Annotated in this window: 22 protein-coding genes, 1 tRNA gene and 3 pseudogenes; 8 read left to right on the top strand and 18 right to left on the bottom strand. The window is 68.9% G+C overall.

What is annotated here, in order from left to right; all coding sequences use genetic code 11:
• Window positions 1-161: 161 nt before the first annotated feature.
• Window positions 162-1,148 carry a DUF3616 domain-containing protein gene (locus QSK34_RS13255; RefSeq protein WP_285583691.1) on the top strand — a complete coding sequence of 329 codons (987 nt, stop codon included), beginning with the start codon at window positions 162-164 and terminating at the stop codon, window positions 1,146-1,148.
• Here QSK34_RS13255 and QSK34_RS13260 read toward each other — a convergent pair.
• Both QSK34_RS13260 and QSK34_RS13265 read right to left on the bottom strand, forming a co-directional pair.
• Complete coding sequence (locus QSK34_RS13260; RefSeq protein ID WP_285583693.1) at window positions 1,145-1,837, bottom strand: peptidyl-tRNA hydrolase; 693 nt, start codon at window positions 1,835-1,837, stop codon at window positions 1,145-1,147. The genes QSK34_RS13255 and QSK34_RS13260 overlap by 4 nt on opposite strands.
• On the bottom strand, window positions 1,834-3,108 hold the full coding sequence (locus QSK34_RS13265; RefSeq protein WP_235966165.1) for an MFS transporter: 1,275 nt from the start codon (window positions 3,106-3,108) through the stop codon (window positions 1,834-1,836). The genes QSK34_RS13260 and QSK34_RS13265 overlap by 4 nt, the downstream gene beginning before the upstream one ends.
• A gap of 72 nt (window positions 3,109-3,180) precedes the next feature.
• Here QSK34_RS13265 and QSK34_RS13270 point away from each other — a divergent pair, with 72 nt between their 5' ends.
• The gene (locus QSK34_RS13270; protein WP_161478785.1) at window positions 3,181-4,176 is read left to right on the top strand and encodes a GlxA family transcriptional regulator; all 996 of its coding nucleotides are present in this window, start codon (window positions 3,181-3,183) and stop codon (window positions 4,174-4,176) included.
• Here the strand turns inward: QSK34_RS13270 and QSK34_RS13275 are convergent.
• From QSK34_RS13275 to QSK34_RS13300, 6 genes are read right to left on the bottom strand one after another with little or no spacing between them, the layout of a single operon-like run.
• A complete protein-coding gene (locus QSK34_RS13275) occupies window positions 4,131-5,672 on the bottom strand; it encodes a SpoIIE family protein phosphatase (RefSeq protein ID WP_285583700.1) in 1,542 nt (513 codons plus the stop codon). The two genes, QSK34_RS13270 and QSK34_RS13275, sit on opposite strands and share 46 nt — an antisense overlap.
• Window positions 5,665-7,305, bottom strand: coding sequence for an ATP-binding protein (locus QSK34_RS13280; RefSeq protein WP_285583701.1), 1,641 nt, complete (start codon window positions 7,303-7,305; stop codon window positions 5,665-5,667). The genes QSK34_RS13275 and QSK34_RS13280 overlap by 8 nt, the downstream gene beginning before the upstream one ends.
• Window positions 7,302-8,264 carry an ATP-binding protein gene (locus QSK34_RS13285; protein ID WP_285583703.1) on the bottom strand — a complete coding sequence of 321 codons (963 nt, stop codon included), beginning with the start codon at window positions 8,262-8,264 and terminating at the stop codon, window positions 7,302-7,304. Before QSK34_RS13285 ends, QSK34_RS13280 begins: the two co-directional genes overlap by 4 nt.
• A complete protein-coding gene (locus tag QSK34_RS13290) occupies window positions 8,252-8,650 on the bottom strand; it encodes an ATP-binding protein (protein WP_285583706.1) in 399 nt (132 codons plus the stop codon). Before QSK34_RS13290 ends, QSK34_RS13285 begins: the two co-directional genes overlap by 13 nt.
• Window positions 8,647-9,012 (bottom strand): STAS domain-containing protein, encoded by a 366-nt coding sequence (locus QSK34_RS13295; protein WP_285583708.1) that lies wholly within the window; start codon window positions 9,010-9,012, stop codon window positions 8,647-8,649. The genes QSK34_RS13290 and QSK34_RS13295 overlap by 4 nt, the downstream gene beginning before the upstream one ends.
• A complete protein-coding gene (locus tag QSK34_RS13300; protein ID WP_161478779.1) occupies window positions 9,012-9,851 on the bottom strand; it encodes an STAS domain-containing protein in 840 nt (279 codons plus the stop codon). The genes QSK34_RS13295 and QSK34_RS13300 overlap by 1 nt, the downstream gene beginning before the upstream one ends.
• Window positions 9,852-9,984: 133 nt before the next feature.
• Here QSK34_RS13300 and QSK34_RS13305 point away from each other — a divergent pair, with 133 nt between their 5' ends.
• Window positions 9,985-10,329 carry an STAS domain-containing protein gene (locus tag QSK34_RS13305; RefSeq protein WP_285583711.1) on the top strand — a complete coding sequence of 115 codons (345 nt, stop codon included), beginning with the start codon at window positions 9,985-9,987 and terminating at the stop codon, window positions 10,327-10,329.
• Here QSK34_RS13305 and QSK34_RS37765 read toward each other — a convergent pair.
• Together QSK34_RS37765 and QSK34_RS13310 are read right to left on the bottom strand one after the other, a co-directional pair.
• The gene (locus tag QSK34_RS37765) at window positions 10,283-10,462 is read right to left on the bottom strand and encodes a DUF6203 family protein (protein ID WP_353051382.1); all 180 of its coding nucleotides are present in this window, start codon (window positions 10,460-10,462) and stop codon (window positions 10,283-10,285) included. The genes QSK34_RS13305 and QSK34_RS37765 overlap by 47 nt on opposite strands.
• A gap of 70 nt (window positions 10,463-10,532) precedes the next feature.
• A pseudogene (locus tag QSK34_RS13310) lies at window positions 10,533-11,450 on the bottom strand (DJ-1/PfpI family protein); the annotation flags it as partial.
• 72 nt (window positions 11,451-11,522) lie between these two features.
• On the opposite strand from QSK34_RS13310, the gene QSK34_RS13315 reads away from it, so the two are divergent.
• Complete coding sequence (locus tag QSK34_RS13315; RefSeq protein WP_353051383.1) at window positions 11,523-12,104, top strand: rhodanese-like domain-containing protein; 582 nt, start codon at window positions 11,523-11,525, stop codon at window positions 12,102-12,104.
• Between the two features lie 273 nt (window positions 12,105-12,377).
• Window positions 12,378-12,450: transfer RNA gene (locus tag QSK34_RS13320), tRNA-Ala, on the top strand.
• Window positions 12,451-12,937: 487 nt separating this feature from the next.
• Here QSK34_RS13320 and QSK34_RS13325 read toward each other — a convergent pair.
• Both QSK34_RS13325 and QSK34_RS13330 read right to left on the bottom strand, forming a co-directional pair.
• Entirely contained in the window at window positions 12,938-13,312 is a 375-nt protein-coding gene (locus QSK34_RS13325; RefSeq protein ID WP_285583715.1) for a hypothetical protein, read from the bottom strand.
• A 253-nt stretch (window positions 13,313-13,565) separates the two neighbouring features.
• Window positions 13,566-13,790 (bottom strand): hypothetical protein, encoded by a 225-nt coding sequence (locus QSK34_RS13330; RefSeq protein ID WP_285583717.1) that lies wholly within the window; start codon window positions 13,788-13,790, stop codon window positions 13,566-13,568.
• 720 nt (window positions 13,791-14,510) lie between these two features.
• Here QSK34_RS13330 and QSK34_RS13335 point away from each other — a divergent pair.
• Complete coding sequence (locus tag QSK34_RS13335; protein WP_285583719.1) at window positions 14,511-15,311, top strand: transposase family protein; 801 nt, start codon at window positions 14,511-14,513, stop codon at window positions 15,309-15,311.
• A 186-nt stretch (window positions 15,312-15,497) separates the two neighbouring features.
• Here QSK34_RS13335 and QSK34_RS13340 read toward each other — a convergent pair whose 3' ends face one another.
• From QSK34_RS13340 to QSK34_RS13350, 3 genes are all read right to left on the bottom strand, one after another.
• The gene (locus QSK34_RS13340) at window positions 15,498-16,961 is read right to left on the bottom strand and encodes a hypothetical protein (RefSeq protein WP_285583721.1); all 1,464 of its coding nucleotides are present in this window, start codon (window positions 16,959-16,961) and stop codon (window positions 15,498-15,500) included.
• Window positions 16,962-17,221: 260 nt separating this feature from the next.
• Window positions 17,222-17,419 carry a hypothetical protein gene (locus tag QSK34_RS13345; RefSeq protein ID WP_285583723.1) on the bottom strand — a complete coding sequence of 66 codons (198 nt, stop codon included), beginning with the start codon at window positions 17,417-17,419 and terminating at the stop codon, window positions 17,222-17,224.
• 486 nt (window positions 17,420-17,905) lie between these two features.
• A complete protein-coding gene (locus QSK34_RS13350; protein ID WP_285583725.1) occupies window positions 17,906-18,523 on the bottom strand; it encodes a neutral zinc metallopeptidase in 618 nt (205 codons plus the stop codon).
• A gap of 275 nt (window positions 18,524-18,798) precedes the next feature.
• Here QSK34_RS13350 and QSK34_RS13355 point away from each other — a divergent pair.
• Window positions 18,799-19,219 (top strand): annotated as a pseudogene (locus tag QSK34_RS13355) (IS5 family transposase); the annotation flags it as partial.
• A gap of 62 nt (window positions 19,220-19,281) precedes the next feature.
• Here QSK34_RS13355 and QSK34_RS13360 read toward each other — a convergent pair.
• Both QSK34_RS13360 and QSK34_RS13365 read right to left on the bottom strand, forming a co-directional pair.
• Window positions 19,282-19,860 carry a hypothetical protein gene (locus QSK34_RS13360; protein ID WP_285583727.1) on the bottom strand — a complete coding sequence of 193 codons (579 nt, stop codon included), beginning with the start codon at window positions 19,858-19,860 and terminating at the stop codon, window positions 19,282-19,284.
• A gap of 86 nt (window positions 19,861-19,946) precedes the next feature.
• Window positions 19,947-20,650, bottom strand: a pseudogene (locus tag QSK34_RS13365) (IS5 family transposase); the annotation flags it as partial.
• Between the two features lie 98 nt (window positions 20,651-20,748).
• On the opposite strand from QSK34_RS13365, the gene QSK34_RS13370 reads away from it, so the two are divergent.
• The gene (locus QSK34_RS13370; protein WP_285583729.1) at window positions 20,749-21,852 is read left to right on the top strand and encodes an epoxide hydrolase family protein; all 1,104 of its coding nucleotides are present in this window, start codon (window positions 20,749-20,751) and stop codon (window positions 21,850-21,852) included.
• Window positions 21,853-21,856: 4 nt separating this feature from the next.
• On the opposite strand, the gene QSK34_RS13375 is transcribed toward QSK34_RS13370, so the two are convergent.
• A complete protein-coding gene (locus QSK34_RS13375) occupies window positions 21,857-22,195 on the bottom strand; it encodes a hypothetical protein (protein WP_062349121.1) in 339 nt (112 codons plus the stop codon).
• Window positions 22,196-22,309 lie beyond the last annotated feature (114 nt).

Here is a 22,309-nt window from a genome sequence, read left to right on the forward strand (position 1 = left end):
CGGTAACGGGCTGGTCTCCGCTTCCGCCGCAACGTACGAAGGAGTGGCCTTCGTCCCATAGTCCCCAGGTGGCACGTCGGCGAGCGTACGGCAAATCACGGCAATTCGGGTGCGATAGCCATCACACTTCGGGAACGAGGTTTGCGGCCCATAATGACGTGGTGCAGGTAGAGCTCCGGTTCGCCCCGGGATCGGCGATCCATCACGATCTTTCCGCCGTGCGCCAGGACGGCCGGTGTCTCTGGGTCGCCGGAGACGAGTGGGCGGGGGTCGAACGCCTCACGTGGCGTGACGGCGCCTTCCAGGACCACCGCACGTTCCGGCTGGCCGAGTTCGTCGACCTGCCCGCGGGTCCCGACGAGGAGGCCGACATCGAGGGCCTGGCCCGCGCCGACGGCTGGCTCTGGGCCGTCGGCTCCCACAGCCTCAAGCGCAAGCGGGTGAAACCCGGCCAGAACGGCGACAAGGCCCGCAAACGGCTGGCCACCGTCCTGCGCGAGGAGAACCGCTTCATCCTGGTACGCCTCCCCCTCGTCGACCGCGACGGCCTGCCCCAGCCGGTGCGCAGAGACGGCTCCCGGCACGCCGCCATCCTGAGCGGCCCGGGACGCAACCTGGCCGACATGCTCGAACACGACCCCCACCTGGCGCCGTTCCTGCGGCTGCCGGGCAAGGACAACGGCGTCGACATCGAGGGCATCGCGGTCATCGGCGAACGGGTGTTCGTCGGCCTGCGCGGGCCGGTGCTGCGCGGCTGGGCCGTCATCCTGGAGATCCGCCCCGAGCCCGACCCCCACGACGCGAGCCGGCTGCGCTTCGCCCCGGTCGGCGACGCCCGCTACCGCACCCACTTCGTCGACCTCGACGGCCTGGGCATCCGCGACCTGTGCCCGGTCGGCGACGAGGTCCTGATCCTGGCCGGGCCCACCATGACCCACGACGGCCCGGTGAAGATCGTGCGCTGGACGCCCGGCAACGGCTTCGCCGACCCGCCCATCCACGTCGCCGACCTGACGACGGGCGTGAGAGACGACCGTCCGGAGGGGCTGGCGCTGCTGAGCAACGGGCAGCTGATGATCGTGCACGACAGCCCGTCACCGCTGCGGCTCACGCCGGAGGGGGTCTGGGCCGACGTCCTGACGATCTAGGGGTTGCGCAGCGGGCCCCGGCTCGCCGGGCGGAAACCCCCTTCGCGCAACCACGGCGCGGTGGCGACGACCGTCACCGAGCCCGGCGCGATCTCGGTGAAGCCCGCGTCGCGGACCGCGGGCAGGTCGGCCTCGGCGAGCTTGGCCCAGTCGTAGGTGCTGGCGGTCCGGACCGACACCGCGAGCCCGGTCTCGCGCCAGGCGGCCCGGTCGGACGGGCCGGTCGCCCACCACGCGAGCTGGGCGGCGTGGCCGGCCTGGGCCATCGCCTTGCCGGCGGTCATCTCCAGGTGGGGGTTGATCCACAACACGCACGGCGCGCCCGCGGGGCCCGGCGGCTCGGGGTCGTCGAGGTCGGTGCCGGACACCTGCAGCCGCGACAGGTCTTTCGGCCAGCCGTCGAGCGGGACCGGCGGGTGGACGCGGACCAGCGCGGTTCCGGCGGACACCGTCTCGCCGGGGAGCTGGAGCACCCTCGTCCACTCGGCGCCGCGGGCCCGGCGGACCACCTTGCGGATGCCGTGGCTCTCCCAGCCCCGGACGGCCTGGGCCCACTCGCCCTCGCCGCCCGACCGATGGTCGTCGATCATGCGCAGCACGGCCAGCGCGGCGGCTTCAAGCGCGTCGGTACGCCGTGGCGGGGTCGCCCGTTCGATCCGGACCACCAGCGGCAGCACGTATTGGCTCACCGGCCAATACTGCCAGCCCCGCGCGCGATCCGTACCGACATGAGGGCGGCCAGTGCGCAGAGCGCGCCCGACACGTACCACGCGAGGTCGTAGGTGCCGAGATGGTCGCGGGTCACCCCGGCCAGGGTCGCCGCGAAGGCCGCGCCGATCTGGTGGGAGGCGAAGACCCAGCCGAAGACGATCGGGCCGTCGTCACCGTAGATCTTGCGGCAGAGCGCCACCGTCGGGGGGACCGTGGCCACCCAGTCGAGCCCGTAGAAGACGATGAACACGATCATGCTGGGGTGCGCCGAGTCGCCGAACAGCTGGGGCAGGACCAGCAGTGACGCGCCCCGCAGGGCGTAGTAGACGCCCAGCAGCACCCGCGCGTCGATGCGGTCGCTCAGCCAGCCCGACAGGATCGTCCCGGCGATGTCGAAGATCCCGATGACGGCCAGCAGCGACGCGGCGACCGGCTCGGCCATGCCGTGGTCGTGGGCGGCCGGGATGAAGTGGGTGCCGACCAGCCCGTTGGTCGACGCGCCGCAGATGGCGAAGCCGCCGGCCAGGTACCAGAACGATCGCGTACGGGCGGCGTCGCGAAGGCTGCGCAGCGCGCGCGTGGCCGGTCCGACCGTGGCGGGGACGGGGGGCGGCGGGGGCTCGGTGGCGCCGTACGGGAGCAGCCCGACGTCGGCGGGGTGGTCGCGCAGCAGGAAGAAGACCAGCGGGACCACCGCCAGCGCCGAGCCGGCCACGACCAGTGCGGCGGTCCGCCAGCCGCTCGACTCCACCAGCAGCGCGAGCACCGGCAGGAAGATGAGCTGCCCGGTCGCGCCTCCGGCGGTCAGGATGCCGGTCACCAGGCCCCGGCTGCGCACGAACCACCGCTGGGTCAGCGTCGCGGCGAAGACCAGCGCCATCGAGCCGGTGCCCAGCCCGACGAGCACGCCCCAGCAGAGCACGAGCTGCCAGCTCGCGGTCATGAAGACGGTCACGCCGCTGCCGAGGGCGACCAGCGCGAGGGCGCAGGTGACGACCCGGCGCATGCCGAAGCGGTCCATGAGCGCGGCGGCGAAGGGGGCGGTCAGGCCGAAGAACATCAGGTTGATCGACACCGCGAACCCGATGGTGCCCCGCGACCAGCCGAACTCCTCCTGCAACGGCGTGATCAGGACGCCGGGCGTGGCCCGGAACCCGGCCGCGCCGACGATCGCGATCAGGGCGATGCCGCCCACGATCCAGGCCCGGTGCACGCGTGCGGGCCGGGTCACCCCCCGAGTGATGGTCATGCCGGACATCCTGCCGAGCGGGCCGCGAACCCCACCAGTGGCCTGAAAGCCAACATATGAAAGAATCCGGCCATGCCTCACCGTGTCGCCATGCTGGTGCTCGACGACTTCGCCACCATGGACGTCGGCGTCCCCGGCCAGTTCTTCGGCATCGCCGAAGACTTCGATCGGCGCAAACTGTACGACGTCCGGACGTGCACCCCCGACGGCGGGCCGGTCCGCTGCGCCGCCGGATACGCCATCGTGCCCGACCACGACCTGTCGCTCCTCGACGACGCCGACACCGTGATCATCCCGGGCGTCCACGGCGGGCTCCCGTTCGAGGGCTCCCTCGACCCCGGCGTGGCCGAGGCGCTGAGGGCGGTGGCCGGGCGCAAGCGCATCGTGTCGATCTGCACCGGCGCGTTCGTGCTGGCGGCGGCCGGGCTGCTCGACGGTCGTCCGGCGACCACCCACTGGCGCAACGCGAACCGGTTCCGGCGGCTCTACCCCCGCGTGCTGCTCAACCCCGAGGTGCTGTTCGTCGACGACGGCGACATCCTCACCTCGGCGGGCGTGGCGGCCGGCACCGATCTGGCCCTGCACATCATCCGGTCCGACTTCGGCACCGAGGTCGCCAACCGGGTGGCCCGCCGCTGCGTGACCGCGCCGTTCCGCGAGGGCGGCCAGGCCCAGTTCATCGAACGCCCGCTGCCGCCCGCCCAGGGGGCCTCGACCGAGTCGACCCGGGCCTGGATGTTGTCCCGCCTGGCCGAGCCGCTCGACCTCAACGCGCTGGCCGCGCACGCCCGGATGAGCGTGCGCACCTTCACCCGCCGGTTCCGCGAGGAGACCGGCCTGTCCCCCGCCCGCTGGCTCAACCGGCAGCGCGTCGAGCACGCCCGCCAGCTGCTGGAGACGACCGGGCTGCCGGTCGACGAGGTGGCCCGGCAGGCCGGGTTCGGCACGGCGGTGTCGCTGCGCCAGCACCTGCACGCGGCGGTCGGGGTCTCCCCCATCGCCTACCGCCAGACGTTCCGGCCTCAGGCCGCCCTGCGCAGCACCACCAGCGCGACGTCGTCTTCGTGATCGGGGCGCATCATCGCGTCGATCACCCGGTCGCAGTAGGCCTCCAGGTCGTCTTCGACGGTGCCCGACAACTCCTGGAGCCGGGCCATGCCCTCTTGGAGGGTCAGGTCGCGGCGCTCCACCAGCCCGTCGGTGACCAGCACCAGCGCCTGGCCCGGTTCGAGCGTGAACCGCGCCTCGCCGGGCCGGTGCAGCCGGGCGCCGAGCAGCGGTCCGGGCATGCTCAGATAGTCGGCACGCCGATCGGAGACCAGCAGCGGCGGCAGGTGCCCCGCGTTGCACATCACGATCTCGCCGGTCGACGGGGTGAGCAGCAGCAGCGCCACCGTGGCCAGCTCACGCGGCAGGAAGCGCAGCATCAGCAGGTTGACCTGCCGCAGGATCTCGTCGAGCGGGTGGCCCTCACTGGCGTAGGCGCGCACGGCGTGCCGGATCTCGGCCATCACGGTCGCGGCGTGCAGCGAGTGCCCCATCACGTCGCCGATCGCGACCATGAGCTTGCCGCCGATCTCGATGACCTCGTAGAAGTCGCCGCCGATCTCGGCCTTCGCGCTCGCCGGGACGTAGCGGGCGGCCAGCTCGACCCCCTCGACCTCGGGCAGCGACCGGGGCAGCAGGGCACGTTGCAGGGTGAGCGCGATGCGCCGCTCCTCGTCGATCAACCGCAGCGCCTCCACCGCCAGCGCCACGCCCATCGAGAGCTGGCTGAGCACGTGGGCGTCGTCGTCGCCGAAGGCGAGCGCCGCCTCCACCAGCACCCCGACCGGCGGCCGGCCCTGCACCCGGGCCAGCGCGACCTTGACCTCCTCCGCCGCGACCGACGGCGCCAGCACCCCGGCCCAGTCGGAGCCGGGGGTGGTGCGCATCGTCGGGCCGCGCGGCACCCCGCCAGGGTCGAGCAGCGGCGAGTCGCCCGCGACCATCCCGTCGTGGTCGCAGGTGACGTAACGGCTCCCCTCCTCGGTCGGCGCGAACACGGTCGCGGGCCCGCCGAACATCCGGGACGCGCCGTCGGCCGCCGCCCGAAGCAGGTCGTCGAGGGTGCCGGCCATGTTGATGGCGAGGGTGGCGTCGGAGAGCCCGGCGAGCCGCCCGGCCAGGCGTTCGGCCTGGCGGCGGGCGCGGGCGTACCGGAGGGTGGCGTTGACCGTCGCCAGCAGCACCTCGGGTTCGACCGGTTCGACGAGATAGCCGTCGGCGCCGCGCGCCAGGCCCTGGGTCCGGTCGGTGACCCCGACCGCCGAGGCGGTCAGGTGGATCACCGGCACGGCCGCGCTGTACGGATCAGCCTTGATCCGCTCACACACCTCGAACCCCGACATGTCAGGCATGCGGACGTCGAGCAGCACCAGGTCGGGCAGCGACTCCTTGACGAGCCGCAGCGCCTCGCCGCCGGAGGAGGCCTCGACGACCGCGTATCCCGAGTGCTGGAGCCACGTCGCGATGACGTAGCGGTTGGCGCTGATGTCGTCGACGACGAGGATTCGTTCAGGCATCGCGTCTTCCGATCTCGCCGACCGCCCGGAGCAACTCCCCCCGGGTCAGGCGGGACTTGTCCAGGGCCACGCCGTCGATCCCGGCCGTGTCGGCCGAGGTGACCACGATGACGGGGGTGCCGGCCAGCGCCGGGTCGGCGCGCAGTTCCCCGATGATCTCCTCGCCGGTCAGGCCGGGCATGCGCAGGTCGAGCAGGAGCAGGTCGGGACGGGCCCGCCGGACGGCCGCCAGGGTGGCATAGCCGTCGGCGGCGTCCTCGATCTCCTCGGCGACCCCGTGGAGGAGGCCGCGCAGCATGGTGCGGAAGGCGGCGTCGTCGTCGGCGACGACCACCCGGCCCAGCCGGATGCGGTCGAGGCGCGGGAGGCGTACCTCGAAGACCGTGCCCTCGCCCACCACGCTGCGGACCGACATCTCGCCCCCGAGGATGGCGACCAGGCTCCGGGCGTAGGGCAGGCCCAGGCCGGTGCCCGTCACCGAGGCCTGCATGGGGCCTCTGACCTGGTGGAACTCCTCGAAGATGCGTTCTATCTCCTCGCCGGGGATGCCGATCCCGGTGTCGGAGACCCGCAGCAGCACGTGGTCGCCGTCGGCGTGGGCGCCGACCCTGACCTCGCCGCGCTCGGTGAACTTCAGGCCGTTGGTGAGCAGGTTGCGCAGCACCTGGGTGAGCATCAGCTCGTCGGTCTGCAGGATCTCCACGCCGTCGGGGTCGTCGACGACCAGCGTGACCCCTTCGCGCGCCATCGGCCGCAGCGTCTCCGTGAGGCGGCGCAGCAGGCCGCGCAGCGACACGTCGACGACCTCGGGTTCGAGCCGGCCCGACTCGGCCTTGGCCAGGTCGAGCAGCTCGTTGACGAGGTTGAGCAGGTCGCGGCCCGACTCGCGGATCAGCTCGGCCTGGCGGCGCTTCTCGTCGTCGAGGGGCTCGCCGAGTTCGAGCAGCATGCGGGCCAGGCCCAGGATGGAGCTGGCCGGGGCGCGCAGCTCGTGGCTGACGTTGGCCAGAAAGCGGGTCTTGGCCTCGCTGGCCTCCCGCAGCCGGGCCGACTTGTCCTCCAGCTCGGCGTAGAGGGCCACCACACCCTGGTTGGTGCGTTCGAGCTCCTCCGACAGCTGGGTGTAGAGGGCCATCACGCCCCGGTTGGTCTCCTCCAGCTCGTCGCGCTGCGACTGGACGTCCTCCAGCGCGGCCATCAGTTCCTGGTTCTGGGCGCGCAGTTCGTCGAGCGGACTCGTCTTGGCCAGCCCGGCCAGCCGGGCGCGCAGGTCGCGCAGCCATTCGCCGGTGTAGCGGCCGGGGGGCAACCCCTTGCTCAGGATGACGTCCTCCCCCTCGCGCGAGACTTCGTCGACCAACCGGGACGCCGCCGCGAAGCCGGGGGCCGACGGGCTGATCGGGCCGTAGCCGCGCACCCGGACCCGCAGCGGACCGTCGATGGAGAAGGCTATTCTCGCGCCCCCGGCCTGGCTGAGCACCTCCCGGCCGACCTCGCTCAGCGCGGTGGCCAGGCGCACCTGGTCCTGCTGGTCGAGCCCGGCCGCGTCGGCCACCACGCGGGCGCGCTGCCGCAGTGTGAACACGTCGCCCTCGCCTCTGACCTCGATCGACAACAGCTCGCCGGATGTCATGACGGCATCCTGGCGACCAGCACACCGGCGTCGTCGCGGCGGACCCCGAGGTCGCGCAGGAGGGCGCCGGCGATCACCAGGGGCCGGCGGGTGACCAGGCCCGGATAGTCGCCGAAGGACCAGCGCTGCCGCAGCCCGTCGGTGTGCATGACGATCAGTGCCCCGGGAGAAAGGGGGTAGTCGTACTGCCTGATGGCCGCCGCGCGGTGCCCGGCGATCCCCGGCAGGGAGATCAGCCCGCGGTGCTCGCCCTGGTGGACGAGCGTCGCCGCGATGTTCCCCAGCCCGGCGAAGGTGAGGGTGCCGCCCCGGGCCTGGGCGACGGCCACGGCCACGCCCCGGGTGTGGGAGATCTCACCGTGGACGTGCTTCACGAGCTGAGCGGGCGGCCCGGCGGGGGCGTCCTCGAAGGCCCGGACCGCCGCGCCCGCCGCGGAGGCGGCCAGCGGCCCGTGCCCGAGCCCGTCGCAGACCAGGAGGGTGATCGTCTCGTCGTCGGTACGCCAGGAGTAGGCGTCGCCGCCCGTCGTCTCGCCCGGCATCGGCCGGGTCAGACCCGCGACGTCGAGCGGGCCGGCCTCCCCGATCCTGACGGCGAAGACGGTGCCGGACCCCGGCCGCGAGTAGACGTCGGACCAGTCGGACAGGCGCCTGATGGCCCCCAGGCCGATGCCCAGCCCGCCCCGGCTCGACAGACCCTCGACCGGCGGCGGTTCGAACCCGGGCCCGCTGTCGACGGCCACGATCTCGACGTGTCCGGCGCCCCGGCGGACCAGGATGGTCCCGCTGCCGGCGTGCCGGTGCACGTTGGCGGCCAGCTCGGCCGCCACGATCGCGACCTCGGCGACCCTCTGCTCCGGCAGCCCCGCCGCGGCCGCCCGGTCGACGGCCGCGCGGCGGACCGCGCCGACCGCGCTCTCCTCCGTGACGTCGATCCACACGTCGGTCAGCGGGCCCACTTGACCACCGTCACGGTGGTCCCGTCACCGGGCGCCGTCTCGATGGCGAACTCGTCGACGAGCCGGCGCGCCCCGCCGAGCCCGAGCCCCATGCCCGAGCCGCTGGTGAAGCCGTCGGTCAGCGCCTGCGCGACGTCGGCGATCCCGGGGCCCTTGTCGTGGAACACGGCCTTCACGCCCCTGCGCAGCCCTTTGGTCACCTGTTCGACCACGGCGCCGCCGCCCCCGCCGTAGGTGAGGGTGTTGCGGGCCAGCTCGCTGGCCGCCGTCACGAGCTTGGTCTGGTCGACGAGCGACAACCTGGCCTCGACGGCCGCCGCGCGCACCGCCTGGCGGACCCGGACGACGTCGGCGTCACCGGAGATGGGAAGTTCCTGGGCGGTCATCTCGCCGTGCCACCGGCCGGGCTCAGCAGCCGGATGCCACGCTCCACGTCGAGCGCGGTCTTGATCCCGTCGAGGGAGAGCCCCAGCTCGACCAGCGTGATCGCGACCGCCGGGCGCATGCCCACGACGACCGTCTCGGCGTCGAGCACCCGCGACAGGGCCGCGATCGTGGCGAGCATGCGGCCGGTGAAGGAGTCGACGATGTCGAGGGCGGTGATGTCGATCACCACGCCCCGCGCCCCGGTCTCGACGATCCGTTCGGCCAGGTCCTCCTGGAGCGCGACGACCATGTCGTCACGCAGGTCGACCTGGATGGAGACCAGCAGCATCTGGCCGATCTTCAGGATCGGTAGGCGCTCCATCACAGGCCGCGCTTGGACATCTCGGCGGTGACGTCGACCCCGATGCGGCCCAGCGCCAGCAGCAGCGCGTCGGCCAGGGTGGCCTTGGTGGCGATGTCGCCGAACTCGATGCCGAGCGCCACGATCGTCTGCGCGATCTGCGGGCGGATGCCGGAGATGATGCACTCGGCGCCCATCAGGCGGGCCGCCACGATCGTCTTCAGCAGGTGCTGCGCGACCTGCGTGTCGACCGCCGGGACGCCGGTGATGTCGATGATCGCGTACTCGCTGCCGGTGTCGACCAGCGTCTGCAGCAGCTTCTCCATCACGACCTGGGCCCGCGCCGAGTCGAGGGTGCCGACCAGCGGCAGCGCGACGACGCCGTGCCAGAGCTTGACCACCGGGGTGGCCAGTTCGAGCAGCTGCTCGGCCTGGTTGGCGATCACCTCCTCGCGGGTCTTCGCGTAGCTCTCGAAGGTGAACAGCCCCAGCTCGTCGATCACGTCGGAGAAGGCCGTGAACTCCGGTCCCACCTCGACCGACTCGCGCACCGCCCTCTTGAGCGCGAACACGCTGATCGCGGTCTCACGCGGACTGAACCCCTGGAGGGCCCGCGCCCGGGACAGGTCGACAAGGAGCGCCCGGACCTCGCCGTAGGCGGCGGAGCGGGTGTCGGCCCCGTCGGCCGTGGCCACCGCCGACAACACGGCGTCGAGGAGCTCCCGCAACTCCTTGTCGAGCTCCAGCTCCGAGATCCGTCCGCGCAACGACGCCGCCACGTCGGCCCGCCAGCGGCGGACGAGATCGTCCTCCGCCGCCCGGCACCTGTCGATGAGGTCACCGAAGGGTTCCGAGGTCATGTGCCCCTCCAAGTCGTACCGGATTCGCATTATTCGCGACCCCCACCCTAGAGAAGTCGCCGGTACTGCGACATGTTTCTGAATAGAGGCCTCCCTGTGGTAGGTCTTATGCGGTTACGAACAGAGGGAGATCATGGACAACCTCCGGGTTCACGTGGCTCCGTCGGGGGCCTACGCCGTGATCACCGTGGCCGGGGACGTCGACGCCACCACCACAGGACAACTGCACGAGGCCGTCACGCGGGCCCGGGAGATCTCGGCCCACCTGGTGCTCGACCTGGCCGAGATGACCTTCATGGACAGCGCCGGCATCCGCGTGCTCCTCGACGCCTTCCACCACACCCAGACCCAGGGCGGCAGCGTCGCGCTGACCGGCCCCCGGCCCTCACCCCGGAAGGTGATGGAACTGGTCGGCCTGGCCGACCACATCCCTATCTACGACTCGCCCGCTGAGGCTGTCGCCGCCGGCCCGGTCTGACCCGGGCGCTCTCCTCGGCCTCCCGCGCCTTGCGGCGACGCCGGCCGAGGAACCAGCCGACCCCCAGAACGGCGATGCCCAGCGGGGTCTTCGACAACCAGCGGGTCACGAACACCTGCAGAATTCTCTTCATGTGTACCGCCCCTGCCCCGGATTCCCGCAGGTAGGCCCGATGACGTGAGATGGAACGCCCTCCTGTACCCCGAGGGCGAGGTCTTCATCGCGCGGGTGAAGTGGTGCCGGAAGGTGACCGGGCTGTCGAACCCGCAGGCGGCCGCGATCTCCTCGACCGGCGTCGTGGTGCCCTCCAGGAGCGGCAGGCTGGCGGCCACCCGCTGGGCGATGACCCACCTGAGCGGGCTGGTGCCCGACTTACGGGCGAAGTGGCGCAGGAACGACCGCTCCGACATGGCCGCCTGCCGCGCCATCTCCCGCACGGATATCGGCCCCGACAGCCTGGTCATGGCCCATTCCATGGCCCGGCCGACGGCGTCCTCCTCGGTCGGGGTGACCGGCGTCTCGATGAACTGCGCCTGCCCGCCCTCCCGGTGCGGCGCGATCACCAGTCGCCGGGCCACGGCGTTGGCGACCGTGGGACCGTGGTCGGTCCTGACCACGTGCAGCAGCAGATCGAGCCCCGCCGCGCTGCCCGCGCTGGTCAGCACGTCACCGTGGTCGACGTAGAGCACGTCGGGAGTGACGGTCACGGCGGGGAAGCGGGACGCGAGCAGGGGGGCGTACCGCCAATGGGTGGTCGCCGTGCGCCCGTCGAGCAGCCCCGCGGCGGCCAGCACGAACGCGCCCGAGCAGATCGAGACCACCCTGGCCCCCGCACGATGGGCGGAGCGGACGGCCTCGACGAGCGCCGGGGAGACGTCGTGGCGGACGTCGCGGACCCCCGGGATGACGACAGTGTCCGCCTGGCCGAAGGCGTCGAGGCCGTGGGACGGCGTGATGGTGAAGCCGCCGACCACGTTGAGCGGGCTCGTCGTCTCGGCGCAGACGGTGAGGTCGTACCACTCGACGCCGTCGGGGCGGGCGACGCTGAAGATCTCGACGACGCAGCCCAGTTCGAAGGGGGCCATGCCGTCGAAGGCCAGGACGGCGACGCGGTGGGGCATGGCGGGATATTAGCGGAAGGGGGCGTTTCCGCCACTGCTGCGGTGTGGGGTGGGTGGGGCAGGCTTTGCGGCATGTCAGCGATTCTGCGTACCCCAGCCGCCTCCCCCGCCGTAGCGTTCGCCCACTTCGCGGCCCGGCTGGCCGTCGAGACCGACGTGGCCGACGTGGCCCGCGACCTGGCTCACGGGGTGACCGGGGTGGTCGTGGTGGACGTGCGGAGCCTGGAGAGCTGGGACCAGGGGCATGTGCCTGGGGCTCTGCACATCCCCGTCAGCGAGATTCCCGCCACGACGCTGCCGTTCGATCAGGTCGTCGTCGTTTACTGCTGGGGGCCTGGTTGCAACGGGGCTCAGCAGGGCGGGGCGGCTTTCGCTCGGCTCGGGTATCGGGTCAAGGAGATGATCGGGGGGTTCGAGTACTGGGCGCGGGAAGGGCTTCCCGTGGAGCGGGGGGACGGGAAGGTGGAGAGGCGAGGGGTCGACCCGCTGGTGGGCGCGTGTGCCTTGCCTGGACGTTCACCTCAGGTTGCCGAGCGTCCAGTGGGGGACGTAGGGGCGGTCGGCGGCCTTCGCGACGTGGCGGGGCGGAGGAGAGCGGTGACTAGACGGGCTCTGAGGGTGGTCATGGCGGGGTTCCCAAGGTCGTGTAGTTGAACGGAGCAGGTGCCTGCGGCGGCCGGGGTGTGACGTGGGTCTTGACGGTGTCACGTGCTGATGTTCGGTTTACGGGCGGCGGGCCGGCGGGGACGTCTTCACGTCGGCGGCTCCCGCTGTCTCTTGGCTGGCCGGCGCCGGGCACAGTTAGAGGATGGAGGGCGGGGCTTGGGAGGGAGATGGCCTCGACTTGATGACGACTGAGAGGGCCGGTCGGGGCGCTTTCACGTCCCAGGCACCCTTCTCGGTCCGATAGACTCGTCTCACACCTTCGGGGCTATAGCGCAGCTGGTAGCGCACCTCCATGGCATGGAGGGGGTCAGGGGTTCGAATCCCCTTAGCTCCACTGGTGAATGAATGGCCCGTGGTTGTTGCCCCTTCGGGGCACCTGCCGCGGGCCATTCACCATTTCTGCACCCGGGGGGACGACCCCCCGAACCCCCCGATACGAGAGGGCTTCGCCCCCTCGCGCTCCCCCTGGCCGCTTCGCGCCCCTTCGTCGCTTCGCTCCGGGTCGCTCTCGCTCCGGGCGAAGGGCTCCGCCCCTCGCGCTCCCTGGTAAGGCCTCGCTTCGCTCGGGATGCTCTCGCTTTGCTCGAACAGATTCGTGCGCAAACCCGAAGGCGGATTTTCTCCGAAATGCGCACCCACTTTGGGTGCCTTAGTCGACTTATTATCAGCGGCTTTTCCGGGAATTCGATGCCGTCAGAACCGAGGGCGCTGTATCGCTCGAATATGCGATCGCTGTTGTTGGCGATGAGCGACGGTCGTTATGCGCCTAGAGCTGCGAGATGTATCCGGGTCTGTCGTGACTGAGCGGATAAATCGCCGGTCTATGAAGAGAGCCATGAGGGCCACCAGGGGAGGACGCAATCTCCGGGAGTGTCCTCGGCGGCCAGGTCGTACACGATCATGGCTACGGGGCCGGCGAAGGAACCGGTCGCAGTGAGAACAAGCAGTATCACGATCGGCCATGAACGACGGGCCGCCCAGGGTAGCCAGGCCAGCAGGTGGAACGACTGTGCGGCAAACGCCGACAGTACTGAGACGATCGGAAAGAAGACGACCCGGCTAAGCGACCAGACGGCGTTAGCGAATTTCGCGCCGGCGTCCAGGTTGCCCGCGCAGTAGATCTGCGCGCGGGCCACCAGGTGGATATCGAGGAAGGTCCCGAACGTCGCGCACACAATGGAGATGATCACGGACATACCGCATCCGAGCATCCAGGAGACCTGGTGCGCTCGTGGCGTCCTTCGCTGCGTCACGCAGCCATCAAAGCAGTTATATATGGGGACGATATGGAGCGTTGGTGCTTATTCGGTGCAGAGCACACCTGCGACCCATGCGGTTACGACAGGACCACTCGGACGGGCTGACTATCGGCACCAATCCGAGCAGCTCACCAGCAGCCGTCTCACGACAAATCGGCTGGAACTGCCCTTACCCAATGGGCCAGACGCATCATTCATGAGGGATCTCGATCCGGCCGGTCGAGTTCGAGTAGACGAGCGTTAGCTCCAGAGGTACTAGATGGATGGTGGTTGTTGGCCCTTCGGGGCAACTGCCGCTGGCCAAGGTGCCGATCCGTTGTGCAAGTTCCTCTTTATCAGGCATGGGCGGCCGCTCGATGCTTGTGTGGTGATCGCGAAGCTGGTCTGATGTCGTGCTCTCCGCTTCGAGCAGCACGTTGGCGGCTTCTGCGGCCTGGCAGCGTTGGGTGTGTTCGCGGGCCAAGCCGATCGCAGTCGGGCACGGGAAGCGAGGACGTGTCTACGGCTGGGCCGGCTCGTATGGGTGTGGCCGACGTCGCCCAGTTCGACCGCCACCGTGACGATATATCGACTCACACCTCAGAGAGATATCTTTTATCCGAGAGTCCTGCCGTCTGCAAGGTGCCATCGTCATCAAAACTCAAATTAACACCCGAGCGGCAGACTCTCATCCATTCCTCCCCCGACACATATGGCTCACACCATTCCACGTCTTCGTTCACTTTTCGCATGTATGCCATGACATGCGATAGCTTCGGCGTAAGGCAGGACCCGCCCGAACCAATCGGCGACGGCAAAGTGAGGTCCCCCCTGGGCTCGACCATGATAAGCCAGAGTACATTCGCATCAGAAAATCCCAGTTGCACATCCCGGAATGCATATATGGGACACGCCCCGTCGGTCATCCCGTCGGGGGGCTCCATCTGCCGCAGAACCTCATCCAACGACATCCCCAGGGTGACGAAACCGAGTCTGCCGGTCCGAGCGAACTCGAATACCTGAATCATCTCACTGAGGCTTTTTCATCGTGACTGTGCTGGTCGCAGCAGGTCCGGCGCGTCGGGGTGACATGAGAAGAGGCGCCCGGTAGGACAGCAAATCGACCAAAACCCGATGCCCCGACCGGGAGCCTCGAGTGCTGTCCTACCCTGCCTCGATCCCCTTGTCGAACCACACCCTGACCCGCCTGGCCGAACTGATCCGCGCCCACCGCGCCGGCCTGGGCGGCCGATGGCGCCGTCTCAACTCCAGCCATCAGGCGCTGCTGGTCCTGGCCCATCTGCGCAACGGCGACACCTATACCCGGCTCGCCTCCGGTTTTGGGATCGGCACGAGTACCGCCTGGCGATATGTCCGCGAGACCCTCGGCCTGCTCGCCGCGCTGGCCGATGACGTGCATGCTGCTGTGGCACATACCCAACGTCTGGCCTACGCGATTCTGGACGGCACGCTCATCCCGATCGACCGACTGGCCGACGAACAGCCGTACTACTCGGGCAAACACCACCGGCACGGGGTCAACGTCCAGGTGCTCGCCGACCCAGCCGGACGCCTGGTCTGGGCCTCCCCAGCCCTGCCCGGAGCCGTACACGATCTGACGGCCGCCCGCACTGCCGGTTTAGTCGACGCGCTGACCAGGGCGGGGGTGAAGGTGTTCGCGGACAGGGGCTATCAAGGCGCGGGAGGGACGATCCGCACCCCGTTCAAACGCCACCGGCACCGACCGCGGCTGTCGAGCGGACAGAAGGCCGTCAACCGCGCGCATGCCCGCATCCGAGCGATCGGCGAACGCGCCGTGGCGACGCTGAAAGCCTGGAAGATCCTCGCCCAGCTCCGCTGCTGCCCTCATCGGGCCACCACGATCATCCAGGCCATCCTCGTCCTGCACCACATCGAAACCGGCTATCGATCACGACGAAAAGGGCTCACTCATTGAACTGATCCATTAGCGTCATGATGTCCACAAGATCTGGCTGAGGTTCCGATACACCCAGTTCATATGAATACGTTGGGGACGCCCTCGCCGATGGCTTATGGATGTTTACCGGCTCACGATCGCCACCACGGCGCAGAGTATCGCCTGCTGCTGTTTTCTCCGCGGCCCACCGCGTCTGCGGCCCTTTTATGGCACAGATACGGGAGAGGGCGGAAGCGTGGGTTTCGACATGCGGTCCGACCGGGTGAGCCATCTGGCAGGGGCGAAGGCCGCGATGGCCGCGGCGAATGCGGGAAGTCCGACGACCAGAGCGGCGATCAGCGCCCATGGGGTCTCGAACGGTGCCCGTGGGGCCGGATCCCAATCGATCGGGGTGGTCATGGGCCACGCCAGGAGAAGGCCGATGACGCACCCGGCGCAGGCGCCCATCGCCGTGCCGAGGGCCGCGCTGAATGCCGCTCGGCAGCCGACGAAGAAGCGTAGAGCGGCGACTGAGCCGCCGCCTGCCCGTAGCAGGATGCGCCTCGAACGAGCAGAGCGGATCGTGGCCAGGGCGCCGACGAGGGCGATGAGCACCAGCACCGCTACGACGTACAGCCAGCCGGTCGGGGCCTGGTAACCCTGCTCAAGATGGATCTGCGCGGTCTCCCCGAGTCTGCGCTCGAGCCGCTCCCGCTCGATCGCCGAGGTTCGATGAAGAGAAGGGTCGACGATCAGCTGCTCCGGTTCCAGGTGGAAGCCGAGATCCTGCACAACCTTCGCGGGGATGAAGACCGCCCGCAGACGGGGCTCGGGTGGACTGACCGTGATCGCCGGGATGGTCTTGGTGGACGGCGATTGATTGGTCTCGAAGAAGGCGTACTGGATCTTCGCTGAGTCGGTTACTCCCTCTTCGCCTGTCGTGATCACCACGGCCGTTTCCGGGTCGTAGGGGGTTGACGGATCACCGGTGAGGTAGCGGAGCAGCGCCTGGTCACCTATGTGTGTTTCGGCCCAGTAGGAATAGTCGGAGGTCTCCACGCTGATATGGCCGAGTTCGCGCTGGCCGTTGTTCTCTGCGATGGGTGCGCCGGACAACTCCTGCCTGATGACCGCCCGCACGGTGGCCGCCTGGTCCGGGGAGAACCCTTCCACCACGAGTGCGCCCAGTCGGCCCTCAGGCCGATACTCCGCCCTGGCCTTCGCCGTTACGGCAACCGAGATGATCACCACGGCGATCGCGACGGCGATCGCGCTCATCGTCGTCGTTACGCCGGCGGCTGTCCGGGCGGGCCTGTCGGCCAGAGGACGGACTGCCGGCCGAAACGCGGGCGGCAGCCGTGAGGCGTTTCGCCCGAGTACTAGCAGCAGCCATGGAATGAAGGGTCCCAATCCGAAGATGAGCAGCGCGCCAGCCATCACGCCCGCCAGAGCAGTCAGCGCTGACCCGAAGTCGTCATAGTGCTGGTCTTCATGGGTGGACCACGCGATGAGGGCCATCGCCACGAGACCGAACACCGACAAGATCGCCCCAACGACCAGGCGGTTTCTACCCACATGGGCATGTCGGTCGCGAGGGGCCGATCGCGCTGCGAAGATCACGGCACCGCATACGAACGTTGCAGGGATGCCCAAAACCACTATCAAAAGGAAGACAATCGATGCAATCACGGGGAAATAGTACGCAGGTGTGCACGAGGTCGAACGGGAAAGCTACTGATTTCACAATCCTCACAACAGAGGGCATGCGTGATAGCGACCTTCACTTCCGCGCGGCGGCGCGTAGAAAGCTCCGGGCGCAGCGTGCTGGAGTGCGGGGAGGAGTAGCCGATCCGCTAGAGGGTGTTGAGCTGCGGTGAAGTGCTCGAGTACTTGCCCGCTACCTCGACCGGCGAATGAAATGTCGCCATCGGCCCAGGCGGAACAGCGGGCTAGAGGCCGCCGCAAAGCCAGTCCCAGGGGTTGCGGTAGGAATCGATGAACTCGACAATGAACCGGCTCTCGCCGGCGTCGAGATCTCTGAAATAGAGAGAGATCATCACGTCGTGCCGCGCGCCTGCTAGTCTGGCCTTTCCGTAGTAGTCACGGATTTCCTGCGGCGACAAAGAGGTCGGCAGCGTAATCCTCACCCGATATTCACAATAGTCCCCGCTTCCTCCTTACACATTGGGGCCGGATGTCACGTCATGCCTATTGTGGAGCATGCGTATTCGGCGGATGCAGGTAGTGGATCGCCTGTTGGTACAAGGCGTCGAGACGGGCATCGTCGCACCCGGCAGGGACCATGATCAAGAAGAATAAGCCGGCCGCGGCACCAAGGCGGCTGTCAGGCATCCCCACCTTCGTCTCATGATGGTGAACCGTAATGCATCCGATCATGGTCGGCGGTGGCTACAGCTAAACGTGGATCGGCCGTGGCGCTCCGGGTCGCTGCGCTTCTGAAATGGGCTCCGCCCCCTGCTGCCAGGAAGACGAGTGAGTGAACCCGCTCGCGACCGTCCCGGCCTTTCTATTCGTCGGCGGTGCACACGACGTCGCCGTTTTACAGATAGATCTGAACGTCGCCGTACATGAGATCGGTGCACACTGCGCGCGGGTACGGCACAGAGGTCTCTTCATGACCGCCGAGGTTCACCGCGCGCAGCAGCACCACAAATCGGGTCGCGCCTGATTGTATACCTCGACAGCCGGGACGCCGTCGGCAGGCAGGCGCGGACGCCTCCCTCGGCGCCGCGGGTGAAGAAGGAGATCCGTTGCTCGGCGGAGCCGTGGTCGCCGACGTCAGTCCATGGGGTGCGGTCGCCCATGCGGCGCAGGGCGGCGCGGAGTTCGGCCACGTCTCCGTCCTCGAAGAGGAGCGTCTTCTGGGCCGCGGCGCCGAACAGCACGGCGCCGGCGAAGCAGTCGGCCTGTAACTCCTGGGCGCGGGGTACGAGTGAGCGCTGGATCCTGGCCTGGACGGCGTGCCCCCACTCGTGGGCGATGACGAGGTAGACCCAGGCGTCACCGGATCGGTAACCGCCGGCCATGAGGTCGAAGTCCCAGGCGATGAAGTCGCCGGGCAGGCAGTAGAAGGCGTTGCCGAAGCCGGTGCGGCTACCGCCGCAGGCCGGCGGCTGCCGCACGCCCCGGCGGAACGAGCCGAAGACCTTGGGAGGCTGATAGGTACCGGTGAAGAAGCTGGTCCAGTTGCGGGCCCAATAGGCGTTCGTCACGTTGATCGCGGTGGTCATGTCGGCGTTGATGTCGTCGGGAACGCGCGGGGCCGCGCTCGCTGGAGTTGCTATGAGCAGGGACGATGTCAGGAGTGCGGCAAGGGCCGCCGATCGGATGCGCATGGAGGTCCCGATGTTCGGAGGGGATGGGACTCCATTGCAGACGCCCGCACGCAGAGGCCAATATGGCGTTTTTCACAGATGCGGGAACGATGACGGATACGCATCAATGGTTTCAACGCCTGGCTTGACCTGAGGAAACTCCTTCCAGGGCCGAATCATCGATCTGGCTGAAGATCCACCTCTTCACCGAACGGACCGGTCTGCCGATCTCGGTCGCGATCAGCGCCGCCAACACCCATGACAGCCTGGCGTTGGAGCCGCTGGTGTGTGGCATCCCGGCCATCCGCTCACACCCATGGGCTCACGGGACCGCGCCGCCGCAGGCCCGCCACGCTGCACGGCGACAAGGGCTACGGCTACTCCCACGTGCGGGCGTTCCTGCGCGGGCGTGGCATCGTCCCGCGCATCGCCCGGCCCGGGATCGAGTCCAGCCAGCGGCTCGGCCGCCACCGCTGGGTGGTGGAGCGGACCGTCTCCTGGCTGGCCGGGTGCCGACGATTACACCGCCACTACGAACGCCGCGCCGACCACTTCGCCTCCTTCGTCGCCATCGCCGCAGCCCTCATCTGCTACCGCCGCCTCACCAAATGAGTCACCGTCTTACTGGACCGCGCCCTACATCGAGCGCTGCCGCCCTGCCCTGACAGGGCGCATCACCCGGGTTCCGGCCAGGTCCCGTCGGGGATGCGGTACATGGTGCGGGTGGATGTGAACCACTCCTGATCGAGAAAACGTCCCGTGACCCGGCCCGCCATGCACAACATGAGGTGCAGGTTCCGTCGGTCGTCCTCGCCGAGTTCCAGCCCGTCGGTATAGGCCAGGTAATCGGGGAGATCCATGTGTCCCTCCTCGTCCGGCGGCCCGGCGTAGCCGAGTTGCCGGCCGTCGTAGTAGAGATACAGCCCCTCAAGGAGGTAGCGGTCGTCGTCGTACCGGACCTGGAAGACCCGCCGCTTCCCCAGGTTGCGGATGGCGGGGTGATAGGGATAGAGGCCGAAGGCGAGGACGTGTGTCCAGCCCGGCGCGTGCGGGCCGAGCCAGACCGTGTCCGCCGGTCGTCCCTGGTAGAGGTCGATCAGTGTGCCGAGATCACACTCCTGCCGCGTCTTCTCGTCCACCCGGAGAAGTCTCGCCACCTCCTCCTGGTCGTCGCTTTCGACCCAGAGCCCATGGAAGTAGTAGCTCAGGTCATGCTCGACGAGCAGGTCCCACTGGTCGTGCACGGGAAGCATGATGCCGCCTTGTGTCGGGTTGTGAACTTGTGTCGGGTCGTGAAGGGGTTGCCGGGCGGTGACCCGGCAACCCCGCTCAGACGAGTGTCGGCGCGGCGCTCGTAGCGGCGGTGTAATCGTCGGCACCCGGCCAACCAGGAGACGGTCCGCTCCACCACCCAGCCGCTGGCTGGACTCGATCCCGCGCGGGGCGATGCGCGGGACGATGCCACGCCCGCGCAGGAATGCCCTCACATGGGAGTAGTCATAGCCCTTGTCGCCGTGCAGCTTGGCGGGCTTGCGGCGGCGCGGTCCCGTGAGCCCATGGGCGTGAGCGGATGGCCGGGATGCCGCGCACCAGTGGCGGCGCTGATCGCGACCGAGATCGGCAGACCGGTCCGTTCGGTGATGAGGTGGATCTTCGATCCTTTCTTGCCGCGATCGACAGGATCCGGACCGGTCAGCTCCCCCCTTTGACCGCTCGCACGCTGACGGAGTCGATCGCGCATCGCGACCAGTCCAGTTCACCGCGAGCACCGAACTCGTCCAGCAGGACCCGATACAGCTTGGCCCACACCCGTGCGCCGCACCATCCGGCGAACCGGCGGTGCACCGTCTGCCAGGAGGCGCCGAAAACGGGCGGAAGCTGCCGCCAAACGCAGCCGGTCATGGCCCCATACACGATCGCCGCCAGGATCACCCGAACCCGCCGCCGCCCGCCACCTTGCGGACGGGTCGGCACCGGCGGAACCACACGATGAAACAGCTCCCACAGTTCGTCGGGCACCAGCCGCTTAAAGAACGCATCCACGAACGATCCAACAACCACAACCCAAATGAGTCACGGTCTAAGCGCGCCGAGGTTTCCAGCAGGGACGCCACCCCGCAAGGCCCCGTAGCGTTGCGCTCATGAGCGAAGAGATCACCCCGTTCCGGATCGACATCCCTCAGGCCGTCCTCGACGATCTCCGCGGCCGGCTCGACCGCACCCGGTGGCCGGACCAGATCCCCGGCACGGGATGGGACTACGGGGTGCCGGTGGCCTACGTGAAGGAGCTGGCCGAGTACTGGCGAAACGCCTACGACTGGCGCGCCTGGGAGGCTCGACTCAACGCCCATCCGCAGTTCACGACCGAGATCGACGGGCAGAACGTGCACTTCTTACACGTCCGCTCCGCACGCCAGGACGCGCTGCCGCTGCTGCTGACCCACGGGTGGCCCGGGTCCGTCGTGGAGTTCCTCGACGTGATCGGGCCGCTCACCGAGCCGCCGGCCGGGGAGCAGGCGTTTCATCTCGTCGTTCCCTCGTTGCCCGGGTTCGGGTTCTCCGGGCCTACCCGGGAGCGGGGGTGGAACCGGTTCCGGACGGCCAGGGCGTGGGCCGAGCTGATGCGGCGGCTGGGTTATGAACGCTATGGCACCGGGGGCAACGACGCCGGGTCGCTCGTCGCGCCCGAGCAGGGGCGGGTCGATCCCGAGCACGTCGTCGGCGTGCACGTCACGCAGATCTACTCGTTTCCGTCCGGTGACCCCGCCGAGTTCGCGAAGATCACGCCGGAGGAGCAGGAGGCGCTCAAGGTCCTCTCCTGGTTCCGCGACAACAAGATGTCGTTCAACACCCTGCACTCGCAGCAGCCGCAGACCCTCTCGTACGCCATCACCGACTCCCCCGCCGGGCTGCTCGGCTGGCATGCCCAGCTCATGGGCGAGGGCCTCGACCGTGACTTCGTCCTCACCAACGTCATGCTCTACTGGGTGACCGGCACCGCGACCTCGGCCACCCGCTTCTACTACGAGGATGCCAGGGCCGAGGCGCCGGCCGGGCCGACCACGGCGCCGATCGGGCTGGCGATGTTCAGGGGCGACTTCGTGTCGATGCGCACCTTCGCCGAGCGCGACCACACGGACATCCGGTCGTGGCACGCCTACGAGGAGCCCGCCGGCCACTACGCGGCGCATCTGGCGCCGGAGGTGCTCGTACAGGATCTTCGGGACTTCTTCCGGAGCCTGTGAACCGCTAGTTCTGGATCTCGATCGGGCCCTCGTCGAAGACGGTGATGTCGGTGACGATGGGGATCGGGTGGGGCCAGTCGACGTTGACCACGAAGGTCACGCCCTGGTTGGCGTCCCACGGCGGGCCGTGGGGGGCGATGTTGGAGACCGTCACGTTGGCGGAGCCGATGAAGCGCTGGTGGTTGGCGTCGGCGAAGCCGCCGTGGGCGTCGGGGTCGGACTCGGGGATGTACTCGCTGGCGGCGACGTGCACGATCGAGTTGACGTTGATCGCACCCCAGTTGAAGTTGAGCGGGACCCGTCCCTTGAGCGGTCCCCAGTACTTGCGGATGTGTTGTGGCATGCACCGAGACTGGCGGGAACACCGGTGTCGGCGCATGAGTAGGGGGCTGCTCAATCGACCGGCTGCCTCCTGAGGTCTTCTGTCGAAGAGGTCACAACTTTTGCCGATTCCGGC

The organism is Herbidospora sp. NBRC 101105, assembly GCF_030269205.1.
GTDB lineage: Bacteria > Actinomycetota > Actinomycetes > Streptosporangiales > Streptosporangiaceae > Herbidospora > Herbidospora solisilvae.

Excerpts from the sequence above, each read along its gene's own strand:
- QSK34_RS13280 (WP_285583701.1), bottom strand. The coding sequence starts at position 7,305 with ATGACATCCGGCGAGCTGTTGTCGATCGAGGTCAGAGGCGAGGGCGAC.
- QSK34_RS13360 (WP_285583727.1), bottom strand. The coding sequence starts at position 19,860 with ATGCTTCCCGTGCACGACCAGTGGGACCTGCTCGTCGAGCATGACCTG.
- QSK34_RS13265 (WP_235966165.1), bottom strand. The coding sequence starts at position 3,108 with ATGACCATCACTCGGGGGGTGACCCGGCCCGCACGCGTGCACCGGGCC.
- QSK34_RS13300 (WP_161478779.1), bottom strand. The coding sequence starts at position 9,851 with ATGACCTCGGAACCCTTCGGTGACCTCATCGACAGGTGCCGGGCGGCG.
- QSK34_RS13375 (WP_062349121.1), bottom strand. The coding sequence starts at position 22,195 with ATGCCACAACACATCCGCAAGTACTGGGGACCGCTCAAGGGACGGGTC.
- QSK34_RS13275 (WP_285583700.1), bottom strand. The coding sequence starts at position 5,672 with ATGCCTGAACGAATCCTCGTCGTCGACGACATCAGCGCCAACCGCTAC.
- QSK34_RS13295 (WP_285583708.1), bottom strand. The coding sequence starts at position 9,012 with ATGGAGCGCCTACCGATCCTGAAGATCGGCCAGATGCTGCTGGTCTCC.
- QSK34_RS37765 (WP_353051382.1), bottom strand. The coding sequence starts at position 10,462 with ATGAAGAGAATTCTGCAGGTGTTCGTGACCCGCTGGTTGTCGAAGACC.
- QSK34_RS13290 (WP_285583706.1), bottom strand. The coding sequence starts at position 8,650 with ATGACCGCCCAGGAACTTCCCATCTCCGGTGACGCCGACGTCGTCCGG.
- QSK34_RS13270 (WP_161478785.1), top strand. The coding sequence starts at position 3,181 with ATGCCTCACCGTGTCGCCATGCTGGTGCTCGACGACTTCGCCACCATG.
- QSK34_RS13350 (WP_285583725.1), bottom strand. The coding sequence starts at position 18,523 with ATGACCACCGCGATCAACGTGACGAACGCCTATTGGGCCCGCAACTGG.
- QSK34_RS13315 (WP_353051383.1), top strand. The coding sequence starts at position 11,523 with ATGTCAGCGATTCTGCGTACCCCAGCCGCCTCCCCCGCCGTAGCGTTC.
- QSK34_RS13325 (WP_285583715.1), bottom strand. The coding sequence starts at position 13,312 with ATGTCCGTGATCATCTCCATTGTGTGCGCGACGTTCGGGACCTTCCTC.
- QSK34_RS13370 (WP_285583729.1), top strand. The coding sequence starts at position 20,749 with ATGAGCGAAGAGATCACCCCGTTCCGGATCGACATCCCTCAGGCCGTC.
- QSK34_RS13305 (WP_285583711.1), top strand. The coding sequence starts at position 9,985 with ATGGACAACCTCCGGGTTCACGTGGCTCCGTCGGGGGCCTACGCCGTG.